Annotated in this window: 8 protein-coding genes and 4 pseudogenes; 8 read left to right on the top strand and 4 right to left on the bottom strand. The window is 58.6% G+C overall.

The window, feature by feature from the left end:
• Positions 1 to 289: hypothetical protein (locus ACUIAG_RS09120; protein WP_445340421.1), on the bottom strand; the 289-nt coding region annotated here is incomplete at its 3' end.
• A gap of 740 nt (positions 290 to 1,029) precedes the next feature.
• On the opposite strand from ACUIAG_RS09120, the gene ACUIAG_RS09115 reads away from it, so the two are divergent.
• Positions 1,030 to 1,182, top strand: a complete 153-nt coding sequence (locus ACUIAG_RS09115; protein ID WP_445340420.1) for a hypothetical protein — start codon at positions 1,030 to 1,032, stop codon at positions 1,180 to 1,182.
• A 1,581-nt stretch (positions 1,183 to 2,763) separates the two neighbouring features.
• Here ACUIAG_RS09115 and ACUIAG_RS09110 read toward each other — a convergent pair.
• The 3 genes and pseudogenes from ACUIAG_RS09110 to ACUIAG_RS09100 all read right to left on the bottom strand — a co-directional run bounded on the left by ACUIAG_RS09110 (position 2,764) and on the right by ACUIAG_RS09100 (position 4,957).
• A complete protein-coding gene (locus ACUIAG_RS09110; RefSeq protein ID WP_445340419.1) occupies positions 2,764 to 2,940 on the bottom strand; it encodes a hypothetical protein in 177 nt (58 codons plus the stop codon).
• Between the two features lie 148 nt (positions 2,941 to 3,088).
• Positions 3,089 to 3,987: pseudogene (locus ACUIAG_RS09105) on the bottom strand (ribokinase).
• 199 nt (positions 3,988 to 4,186) lie between these two features.
• Complete coding sequence (locus ACUIAG_RS09100; RefSeq protein WP_445340418.1) at positions 4,187 to 4,957, bottom strand: LacI family DNA-binding transcriptional regulator; 771 nt, start codon at positions 4,955 to 4,957, stop codon at positions 4,187 to 4,189.
• Positions 4,958 to 5,224: 267 nt separating this feature from the next.
• On the opposite strand from ACUIAG_RS09100, the pseudogene ACUIAG_RS09095 reads away from it, so the two are divergent.
• The 7 genes and pseudogenes from ACUIAG_RS09095 to ACUIAG_RS09065 form a co-directional block, all read left to right on the top strand.
• A pseudogene (locus tag ACUIAG_RS09095) lies at positions 5,225 to 5,846 on the top strand (ECF transporter S component); the annotation flags it as partial.
• 154 nt (positions 5,847 to 6,000) lie between these two features.
• Positions 6,001 to 6,820 (top strand): annotated as a pseudogene (locus ACUIAG_RS09090) (energy-coupling factor transporter transmembrane component T).
• On the top strand, positions 6,817 to 7,536 hold the full coding sequence (locus tag ACUIAG_RS09085) for an energy-coupling factor ABC transporter ATP-binding protein (protein WP_445340417.1): 720 nt from the start codon (positions 6,817 to 6,819) through the stop codon (positions 7,534 to 7,536). The pseudogene ACUIAG_RS09090 and the gene ACUIAG_RS09085 overlap by 4 nt, the downstream one beginning before the upstream one ends.
• A gap of 216 nt (positions 7,537 to 7,752) precedes the next feature.
• Positions 7,753 to 8,247, top strand: a complete 495-nt coding sequence (locus ACUIAG_RS09080; protein ID WP_445340416.1) for an ATP-binding cassette domain-containing protein — start codon at positions 7,753 to 7,755, stop codon at positions 8,245 to 8,247.
• Positions 8,244 to 8,513, top strand: a complete 270-nt coding sequence (locus ACUIAG_RS09075; protein WP_445340415.1) for a hypothetical protein — start codon at positions 8,244 to 8,246, stop codon at positions 8,511 to 8,513. The genes ACUIAG_RS09080 and ACUIAG_RS09075 overlap by 4 nt, the downstream gene beginning before the upstream one ends.
• 4 nt (positions 8,514 to 8,517) lie before the next feature.
• Positions 8,518 to 9,483: a nucleoside hydrolase gene (locus tag ACUIAG_RS09070; protein WP_445340414.1), complete on the top strand. Its 966-nt coding sequence runs from the start codon at positions 8,518 to 8,520 to the stop codon at positions 9,481 to 9,483.
• Positions 9,480 to 10,941 (top strand): annotated as a pseudogene (locus tag ACUIAG_RS09065) (MFS transporter). Before ACUIAG_RS09070 ends, ACUIAG_RS09065 begins: the two are co-directional and overlap by 4 nt.
• Positions 10,942 to 11,103 lie beyond the last annotated feature (162 nt).

Raw genomic sequence — 11,103 nt, 5'->3', positions numbered from 1 at the left:
TGCCTTGATCAATCCTTCGGAGATGCTGGCATGCCCGAAAACGACAGGGGGCCGATTTCACTGCAGGAATGCTTTCCAGTGGCTCCAGGCGCTGAATAAATGTCGATGCCCGATCAGCGTTCAGCAGCCGGTTCTTGCATAACTCCTGAAACATTGCCAATAACGGAATCCTCAGGTTTGAGGCTGACCCATTTTTATCTGCCGCGATCTGCCAAGATTGTCGGTTATCCATGGGGCGCCGACCACTGGCGGTTGTTGGCAGAAAGTAGGGAGTCGGCATCCGTTCCATTGCCTGATTGCTCCATTTATCGAAGGTCAAATAACCGAGGCAAAGATGCGCTGATCAGCATATCGGCAAATGGTCCCAAGTTACTGCAATGCCACTTGGCATTCTGATCAACTTATCGGAATATGAGCAATGAACTTAAACGAGTCTAGGACGGGATGGTCATGACCATTGACCTAAGAAATCGGGTCAACTGCAGGTCCTGGACCGATGCGAATGACAGATATATCAGAGTATGCCCAGCAGCTCGTGGTTTCTGCTGTCCCTTGCGAATACCGGCAGAAGTTCCAGCGGGGCTTCTGCCGGCTAATCGTCTGACCCCCGTTGTACATCGCTCCGTCGCGAAGATCCTGCCACTGCGTAGTCGCGTCCTTGAATGACCCAGGCAGGTAGACCTGTCGGGATCTGGCTCCTCCTCTACCACGGGGGCTACCAGCAGATCAGGTCCGAGCATATACTCGTCGGCGATATCGGAGGTGCAGCATCGTCATGGGGGAATTCGTAGAACAACGCCCTGATGGGCGGTTGCCCATCGGTGTGCCTGGGCAAACAGCTCACGCAGATAAGGGCGAAGATGTTCTCGGATCTTGATGAACTTGACATAGATGTCTTCGACCAGACTTTCCATAACTCCATGGCCTGTTGCTCGCTCCGGACGGTAATCGTCGTTCGCCTTGCGCCGTAGTGATGGCGGTCTGGTGGTCCCATCGGGGTGATGCTGGCTACGGTCACCATGATTGCGCATGACGGGCGAGAAGCAGGAGAATTGCGAGTTCACCGCAACAGCAGTTCGCGGAAGACGTGGGATCGTCGATATCACCATCGTGGAAGCGGAGGTCGGTGGTGAACCAAGGAATGCCGGCCATGCCCATATGGATAGCACAAGTGATTTGTGATTCTGAACGCTTCGAAGGTGGATGCAGACATCGCCCGACCATACAAGAGCCCCATATTGCTGGGATCCGGCCCATGCGCATCTGGTGAGGTTAACGATCTGTCCCTGGCGCCCGTAGGCCAGTGATGGCCCTCGTAGACGATGCTTGTTGTATTCCCGCGGATACAGATTGGCCGTTTGCTGAGCAGGGCCGCCCAGGATAGCGGTAATTGCTGAAATCGTAAGGCCATGGCCGGTTCGGCTTCATCCAGCCAGAGGCCAAGCATCGAGCGGCATCGGCATAGTGCTCACGGCGATTTCTCCCATACGGTATGGCGGACTCTCAGGGTTGGGGCGTGTTCGTAGAACTGGCTGGGTCCCTCGAACATCATGCCGATGTCTTCGCCGTGGTCTGCCCGTACCAGCAGAACGTTGGCTTTCAACATTCGGGATAGTTCTCGAACTTCAGAAGTCAGATGGTTGAATCAAGCGCTGATGAACACGCATGAGTCGCGATGGGCGCGGGCGGTGCAATTCATGCTGGCGGTGATGGGCGGATATGCGCTGGCCAGAATTCGGTCCGGGCGAATCGGTGAAATCATTATATGCTGGGCGCGCATCAGGTCAAGTCATGACAATGGCGGTCCAGGGGATTCGCGCTTTTTGCCAAGCTGGGGATGACGGACACCTCCTGCAATGGTGATCATTGGTTCCAATAGCGATCAGCTTTGCTCTGCCAAAATCCAAGATCTTTCAGGATTCAGGCATCTGAGGAGCATGAATGGAGCGTCGCAATGTAATGGGCCATGATTGAGCGTACTGGCACCGGCTTAACCCATGAAGGCAATGAGTGCTGGCCGCCGGATCCACTGCGTCCTGTTTGGGAAAGACCAAACACTGACAGCCCGCCGGCTGATTGAGTTCCAAGGACGCCGTATTAACCTACTGGAGATCGACGAACCAGTGGGAGACCAGCGAGCACCGCGGGCGGGCAGGCCATCCAGAACCTGGTCAGATTCATGAAGTTCCTGATCACCATCATCGCCCATGGTCATAGAGACGTTCCTCCTCCTGCAGAAACCTTGACCTGGTGGTCCGCCTCCCGCAGGAGCGAAAGAATAACCAAACAAACCTTAAATATCCTTAGGACGGCGTCTCTTCGTTCATCTCGCTGAAGGTTATTTGTGTTGTCTAGCTCTGATCGGCGCGACTCTGAGACAATGGGAGAGTTGAGTCCAATGTCGTCTATCCGTTATCGGATAGTGGTGTGACGCTCAAAGCCGATTGCTTGCATTGGTTCCGGTACGGAAATGGTGATGCTTGTCCAAGTAGACAAGGCGCCCAGAGCCAGGCTTTGGCGCATATGCATCGCTTGAGGCATATTGGTGGTTGCGTAAAAGCGCCCATCTCTGCGGCTTTTTCGCCTTCTGCAATCAGTTCACGAACGGGACGAATAATGATCCCCTGTAGGGGCTGATCTTGTAGGGCTTCACCCATGCCTGTCCACTTCAGTGTCTTGTCCTGTATCGATGACGAAGCCACTGGGGAATGTCGCATCAAGATTATGGCATCCTTCTCGTAGATTTCGAAAGAAGCGATCCGGTCATTTATCGACCATCGGAATGCTCGATAATGACAATTCCCGGCGTAACCGATCATCAACATTGGGCATCATGGCGCCGTCCAGCATCGCAGCCAAATAGCCACCTGCCATTGACGGGGTAATCTGTTTATAGGTGAGAATTATAAAGGCCCATTGTGTCAGGGAAAATCCAGCCATCAGCATTGAAATGTTTCTGCGATGGTTTCCAAAGTCGTCGCCGCATACACTTGATGATAGGTACTGCAAAATTGACGCGCACATGGGCTTTATGTTGAAGAGCGAAGCCCATGGACGGATAACATGACCCTGCTTGCACCCGGAGTGCTCAGTCGATCAGGCCTTCCAGTTGGCGACGGTTGATCAGTGAGGGGATGACGCCTTCGTGGGCGACGCTGAAACCGGCGGCCAGATTGGCGATCCGAGCGGCTTTGTCCAGGGAGCATCCGCTGCACAGATAGGAGGCCAGAGCGCTGATGAAGGCATCGCTGGCGCCGGTGTCGTCGATTGCTCGGGTCTCGTGGGCTGGGAAGTCCTTGTGCCCGCTGGCAGTGACCAGGTGCAGCCGCGCTCGCCCAGGGTGATGATGACCTTGCCGACCCCGCCGTCTATGAACTGTTGTGCCTTGTCCACCACCGATCCTGGTCCGGGTATCAGGGTGTTCAACTCGTTGAGATTCGGGATCAGGATGTCGATCGAAGCCAGCAGGTCTTCAGGCAGGTGGTCGCAGGATGACGGTTTGACGATGGTGGCGGCCTGGTGGCGCTTGGCTGTCCGGCAGGCCTCGGCGACAGTGTCCATGGGGATTTCTGTCTGGATCAGGCAGTAGCCGGTGTTCCGGAAGATCTGGTCGCGCTCGGTGATGTCGTCCGGCGTCAGGGACTCGTTGGCGCCGGCGACCAGAGGAGATCATCGACTCGCCCTTGCTGTCGACGAAGATGTAGGCTTTGCCGGTGTCCGCCCCGGTGACTTGCGCACACCGGTGGCATCCACATGGGCCTGCCTCATGGTTTTGTAGATGTAGTCCGCAGCCGGATCGCTGCCGACATTGCCGATCAGGGAGACCTGATGCTGCAGCCTGGCCACGCCCACCGCCTGGTTGGTGGCCTTGCCCCCGGCGTGGAGGCGAAGTTTCTGGTCGTGGTGGTCATGCCCGCCTTGGGCAGGCTGGAGGCGGTCAGGTAGGTGTCTACGTTGATGCTGCCGACCACCACGATCTTCTTGCATTGCTGGTCCGGGGGCCGGCCGACGGTCTGCTCGCCTTCCAGCGCGAAGACATGGTCGAATGCCTCGCTTTGATGGGAGTCATGTTCGATGGCGTGGATGATCCGTCGGCACAGGTAGGCGCCGAAGTCGGCGTTGCGCATGATGTAGGACGATATCTCCGGGCTGCCCGGGTAGCGCAGGTGCACGTTGGTGTCGTTCATCAGCGAGACCAGGGAGAGATCCTGGGGCAGGCGGTAATGCATGGATTCGGCAAACTGAGGAATTCCAGGGCATGGTGGTAGTGGGATGCCACGACTCCGGTGACATGCCGGTTCTCCAATACCCGGGTCAGATCCTCGTCGATGGTTCCCAGGACCATGTCAGCGTGGTATTGGAGGTTGTGGTCGAACAAGCAGCGTCGATAGCCGTGCAGGAAGCTCTGGGTCCGTCTGCCCGGCGAGAGCAGGCAAGCGATGCTGGTGTGGCGGCGCTTGATCAGCTCTTCCGTAAGACTGTATGCAGCCTCTTCGTAGGGCATGAGCGCGGTCTTGTCGTCTCCTAGGGGTCCAATGGTGAGCTCGGGAATCCCTCCTGCCTCGATCCGGCTTTTCAAGGACAGGCTTGCGCGGTCGATCGGCTCCCAGACCAAGCCATCCACCCGATGCTCCAGGGCGGCCAGAATGTTGCGTTCCTCCTGGTCGTGATCGCCGTAGCTGTTGAAGACCAGGGTGCCGTACCCCGATTTCTGTGCCTGCTGGATGATCCCGTCCAAGGTGGAGTCCATGGAGATGGATGAGCTCAGCAGGACCCCGATTCTCCAGGTGGTGGTGTTGGGCTTGGAGGATCCGTAGGGCGTGTAGTGGTACTTCCTGACCAGTTCAAGGACCCTGTCGCGCGTGGCGGCTGTGATGCTCGCGTCCTTGTGATTCACGATCTTGGAGACCGTCGATGTGGATACGCCGGCAAGCTGAGCAATGTCCTTGATGTTCATGTGGTTCCTGTCCTCCTCATCTCTGACGCTCCGGCGAACGGCTTTGTCGACCTGTTGGATCTGGCGAATCAAGCTTACCTGAGAGATCGTCGTCAGAGGTTTCGCATTTGACACCCCATCCGGCTGTTGATAGTCTCTGTCAATGAAAGTTGTTTACTAAAGTGGTTTCTCAAAGCGGTGATGCGGATCTGGTTGTGAGCGACGGCCATCTGCAGAAATCGACATTCAAGGACCAAAGGCGGTACGGATTATGAGCGCGCGATCGTTATGGAGAGGAATCACTGCGCAGTTTCGACAAAATCCTTGGTGCTGATACCCATCGCGGTGGGCATCAACCTCATCGGCGGACTCTGAGCTCCACCCTCAAACTGCCGCTCTTCCTGGATATGATTGGCACCACGGTCATCGCCTGTCTGTCCGGCCCTGGGTGGCTGCCCTGTGCGGACTGCTGACCAACGTCTTCCTCGCCCTGGTGGCCAATCCGGTCTATCTGCCCTATGCGCTCTCCAGCGTTCTGTGCGGCCTGGTCATCGGATACATGGTCAAGGCGGGGCTGTTCAAACGGATATGGGGAGTCGTCCTGGTCTGGCTGGCCTGCGCCCTGGTCAACACGGTCACCGCCTCTTTGATCACCGTGCTCGTCTATGGGGGTGCCACCGGAGTCAACGGCACTTCGGTCCTCACGGCTGCACTGGTGGTGGCTGTGAAGAACATCGTCATCTCGGTGCTCTCCTCCTCCATGCTGGAGAATTTGATCGACAAGGGCATTACCGTTCTGATCGCTTATGTGATCGTGCGTCGAATCCCCAAGCGCTTCCTGAGCCAGTACGCCCTGGATGGCAGCGAGGACCAGGCGGATCTGGACGATTTGGATGACCTGGATGAGGACGAAGACGAGGACGAGCGCGAAGCGGCTGGAGCGTCCAGTCAAGAGAGTTCAGCACGGCCGGGAAGGTCGACGGCGCGGCAGAATCTGATTGGGGCTCATCGACAGGCGACCCAGCGGACTTGGACCGTGAACGTACCCAAAGGTCTGAACGCTGATGCCTGGTCCTGCAACGAACGGGATTCCTGATTCTCCACTGGCTCGCATGCATCCCATGGCCAAGATCGCTGGGGTGTGCTCCTTGGGCCTACGACGACCTTGGCTTGGCCGGACTTTACCCTGGGTCTGGGAATCATCGTCATCCTCTTTATCGCAGCGGCCCTGGCCCGGGTGCTCCGGCCTTCTCTGGCGTGATGCTGGGGTTCGGCATTCCCGTCACGCTCATGCTGCTGTTCATTCAGGGGTGCTATAGCCCAAGGAACACCAAGGTCATTCTTGACCTGGGATTTGCCGAGCTGGGCCTTGAAGGCAGCCTCTATGCGGCCAAAATCGTAGTAACCCTTTTGGTCTTCCTGGGGTCCTTCTACCTGACCAATAAAACTACCTACATGGGTCGCCTGGTTGCGGCTTTGACGCAGATCGGCGTTCCATCGAAGATCGGCTACCTGATCCTGGCCAGTTTGAATGTGGTCCCGCAGATGCAGCGCAGGATTGCGGTCATCGAGCAGTCTCAGCATGCACGTGGTCTGGAGACCGGCGGCGGCTTGATTTCCCGGGCGCGGGCCTTCCTGCCCCTGCTTGGGCCGGTGGTTCTTCCTCTCCTGACGGATTCGCAGGAGCGCGGGATGACCCTGGAGACCCGGGGATTCGGCATCCGAGGGGTGCGGCAGACCAGCTACCTGGAGGTGGTCTGGCGGCACAGCGACACCGTGATGACCATCCTGTTCATCGTTTTCCTGGTGCTGGCTCTGGTGCTCGGCTGCCTCGCGCGTGCCGGTCTGATCACTTTGGCAATCCAGTGGGGAGGTCGGGCATGACCGAGGTCATACGAGTGGAGGACTTCTCCTTCAGATACCGTGATGCCGATCGGACCACGTTGAAGCGGGTGAGCTTCAGCGTCGAGCAGGGCAGCTTCTTCTGCATCGTCGGAGCCAACGGATCGGGCAAGTCGACCCTGTGTAACGCCTTGGTCGGTCTGATTCCGCACTATTTCGTAGGCAAATCCAAGGGGAGCGTCCGGATCAAGGACATCGACGTAGCCGCTTCGAACATTGCCGATCTGTCCAGACATGTGGGACTGGTCTTTCAGAACCCCTTCAATCAGCTCTCCTATACGGCCGGGACCGTGGCCGAGGAACTGGCCTTTGGACTGGGCAACCATGGGGTTCCACGTGAAACCATGCATGCCAAGGTGGCCCGGGTGGCCGCCCTTATGCATATCGAGGATCTGCTCGACAAGAACCCTCTGGAGCTTTCCGGCGGACAGGTGCAGCGGGTGGCCCTGGGCTCGACCTTGATCATGGAACCGGACATCCTGGTTCTGGACGAATGCACAGCCCAGCTGGATCCGCTAGGCAGCGAGGAGATCTTCGACATTGTCAAGCGGCTCAACCATGAGGGGATCACCGTAGTCATGGTCGATCACGATATGGAGCGGGTCGCCTATGCGCCGACCAGGTCATGGTCCTGGGGGCTGGTCGGGTTCGTGCCCTGGGCACCCCGAGAAGGTCTTCACCGATCCCGAGATCGGTGAAGTGGGGATTGACATACCGGATTACGTCAAGCTCTGGCAGAGGTTTGCAGGACGCAGGATTCGAACTGTCGGATTTGCCAGTACGCGAGGACCAGGCGGTACGCATGATTCGGGAGGCGCTGCGATGAAGATCGACCTGGAGCATCTGGAGTACATCTACCCGCATGGCCATCGTGCCTGGACGGAGTGGAACTGACCTTCGAAGGTGATCGGCCCGTGGCGCTGATCGGTCAGAACGGTGCTGGCAAGACCACCCTGGCCAAGCATCTGAACGGCATCCTTAGACCGACCAGTGGTCGGATCTTGATTGACGGCGTCGATCTGGCAACGGCGGACACGGCCCAGTGGCCCGGAAGGTGGGGTACGTCTTTCAGAATCCCGACGATCAGCTCTTTGGACAGCGTGCGCAAGGAATTCGAGTTCGGTCCCCGGCAGCTTGGGTTCGATCAGGATCTGATAGAGCGACGTATGGAGCAGGTGGCTGAGTTGGTGGGCCTGGCAGACCGGCTGGACGATCATCCGTTCGATCTGAGCCCCACCGAGAAGAAGTTCTGCGCCATCGGATCCGTCCTCATGATGGATACGGGTGCCGTGGTCTTTACGAGCCCACCACATGCGGCCAGGACAAGGCCGGCAATGATCGACTGGCTGCCATCATCGCCCGTCTGCGGGACCAAGGCAAGCTCTGCATCACGATTTCCCACGACATGAAGTTCGTCACCCGCAACTTCCCCAGGGTTGTGCTCATGCAGCATGGCCGGGTCCTGCTGGATGGCAGCCGCGAGGAGGTCTTGACTCCCGGGATGGATGTGCTCAAGCAGGCCTATGTGACACCTCCGCCCATCACCCGGGTGGCGATTTTCGGCAGGTCGGCTTGGATGGCCCGGTCTTCACCGTTCCGCCTTTGTCGATGCAGCCCGGCGGGCCAAAGCGGGGGCAGGAATTTGAGTTTGACACGACAAGAGCAAAAGGAGTGAAGCAATGACCAGACCACTGATCATCGACACAGACCCTGGCATCGATGATGCTGCGGCCATTACGATGCTGGTCGACGAGCCCGGCTTCGACATCAGACTGATAGCTTCGGTGTCCGGCAATGTGGGCATCGGGCACACCACCAACAATGCCCTGAAGCTGCTGACCTTCCTGGGCAGGCGCATCCCCGTGGCCCGTGGCGCTGCGGCCCCGCTCATGCGCGACAACAGGTTCGCCACCGAAGCCCACGGCAAGTCGGGGATGGGGTCATTCGTCTTTCCTGATCCGGACGACAGCCTGCTGACCGAGAACAATGCGGTTCTGGAGGAGCGGCGGGTGCTGCTGGAGAGCGATGAGCCAGTCACCATCCTGACCCTGGGACCTCTGACCAACATCGCCCTGCTGTTGGCCACCTTCCCGGAGGTCAAGGACCACATCGACCGGATTGTCATGATGGGAGGCTCCACCGGACGCGGCAACATCGGGGTCTATGGCGAGTTCAACATCTCCGTCGATCCTGAGGCTGCCAAGATGGTCTTCCGCAGCGGGCTGCCTGTGACCATGGTCGGTCTGGACATCGGCCGCAAGGCCCATCTGGTCGCCGGCGACCTGGACGATCTGGACGCAGCGGGCGAAGTGGGCGGTATGGTCGCCTCCCTCTTCCGGTCCTACGATGGCGGACACATCGAGGAGGGGATCAAGATGTACGATCCCTCTGCCGCCATGGTCCTGCTCCAGCCCGACCTGTTCACCATGCGCGAGGCCTTTGTGGATGTCGAGATCTCCAGTCCGCTCACTCTGGGCCACGGTGGTCGATTACGACGGAATCCTGGGCGGCAAGGCCAACGCCAGCGTCTGTGTGGACGTGGATGTGGACGGATTCCGCTCCGCCTTTGTCGACAGGGTCGGCCGGGTTCGCCGCCAGTAGCTTCCGTATTGAGAAGAACCGAAAGGAAACTAAGGAAAAAATGAGTGAGTCAACTGTCTCCGAGGAGCAGAAGAACGGCATACCCGTTCCTGAGGAGGGGACTCCCGAGTTCGCGAAAATGAACAAGATGGCCCGCGTGGCCATCCCGGTGGTCCTGATCATCTTCACCCTGGGCGTGCTCCAGCAGCAGGCCTTCGGCATGATCTACGTGAACATCGGCAAGCAGCTCAACCAGGCCAATCTGGCTCCGCTGATCACCTCCCTGCCGGGCATCATCCTGGGAATCGTCTGCGTCATCTACGGCTCCCTGGGCGATTTCGTCTCCCTGAAGAAGATGATGATCCTGGGCACGATCGTCTTCGTGCTGGGGTCGATTCTGGGGTGCTTCGGCACCTTCAGCATCTGGATCGTCATCGCCGCCCGCGTGGTGCAGTCGGCCGGCTGGCAGGTTTCCGGATCCATCTTCCTGGTTCTGGTCTCCAAGTATGTGGAGAAAAGAAGCGCGTGCTCTGGTACGGCGTCTTCGTCGCGGTCTTCCGCTTCGCCGCCGCCCTGGGAGTCTTCCTGGCTGGCTACATGACCCTGCTTGACTGGCGCTGGCTCTTCGGCGTGGGCATCCTGGCCGTCTTCTTCATTCCCGTTCTGGCCAAGAACCTGCCTGACCAGCATGCCGCTGGCGTCAAGATCGACGGAATCGGCTTCACGCTGATCGGACTGTTCGCCGCTTCGGTGACCATGTTCTTCACCGACATCAACTGGGGCTGGGGCATCGCCTGCATCGTGACCCTGGTGGCATTCCTGGTCTACGTCAACAAGGCCAGCAACCCCTTCATCACTCCGAAGATGCTGACCAACCCGGCCTTCGCCATGACCATGACCGTCATCTTCGTCGGCTACTTCTTCAGCTACACCCTGAACGCGGGCGTCAACGCCATTGGTCTGAACGTGTACGGCATCGACTCCTCCAAGGTCTCCAACCTGCTGGTCTGGTCCATCATCCTGGCTGGCATCATGGGATTCGCTGCCGGGCCGATCATCCAGAAGATCGGGCGCAAGGCTTCGGTCATCCTGGCTCTGGCCTGCATGGGCGGCGGCCTGATCGCCATCGCCTTCCTGATTCCCGCCGGCAAGATCTGGGCCCTGGCTGTGGCGCCCTGCATCTACTACTTCGGCACATCCTTCTTCTACCAGCCCATCGTTGACACGGCGACCTGACCGTGGCTCCTGAGGAGTCCGGGCGTGTGCTCGGCTTCAACGACCTCCTGCAGGCCATCACCGGCTCTGTCGGCGTCGCCCTCTTCGGCCAGCTCATGGCCAACGGATCCATGGGTTCGGGCAGCCTGGCCGGCACTGCGCAGGGCCTGGCTTCGACCTACGCCAATGTCTTCATGATCGGCGGCGTGATCATCCTGCTGGGCTTGGTGCTCTTCATCTGCTCCATGAAGATGATCTACAGCCATTCCGCGTGGCTGAGGACGAGGACTGATCTTCCGAGCTGCTGATTGAGAGAACCGGGTCTGGGATTTATTCCTGGGCCCGGTTCTTCTCTATAAGGGTGTGGACAGAATTCCGTTGGGCATATGGGCATATCTTCAGCGCCGTTGGCTGGATGAACAGTCTTCGGTCTAAAAATGTCCGGATTATGGATGCCGGTTGGGCGTTTG

This window comes from Bifidobacterium sp. ESL0825 (genome assembly GCF_052606465.1).
Note: the sequence above shows the minus strand (reverse complement) of the source record. Positions and strands in the feature narration are given on the sequence as shown.

Coding starts and splice junctions, on each gene's coding strand:
- ACUIAG_RS09070 (WP_445340414.1), top strand. CDS start 8,518: ATGACCAGACCACTGATCATCGACACAGACCCTGGCATCGATGATGCT.
- ACUIAG_RS09100 (WP_445340418.1), bottom strand. CDS start 4,957: ATGAACATCAAGGACATTGCTCAGCTTGCCGGCGTATCCACATCGACG.
- ACUIAG_RS09110 (WP_445340419.1), bottom strand. CDS start 2,940: ATGGCTGGATTTTCCCTGACACAATGGGCCTTTATAATTCTCACCTAT.
- ACUIAG_RS09115 (WP_445340420.1), top strand. CDS start 1,030: ATGACGGGCGAGAAGCAGGAGAATTGCGAGTTCACCGCAACAGCAGTT.
- ACUIAG_RS09075 (WP_445340415.1), top strand. CDS start 8,244: ATGAAGTTCGTCACCCGCAACTTCCCCAGGGTTGTGCTCATGCAGCAT.
- ACUIAG_RS09085 (WP_445340417.1), top strand. CDS start 6,817: ATGACCGAGGTCATACGAGTGGAGGACTTCTCCTTCAGATACCGTGAT.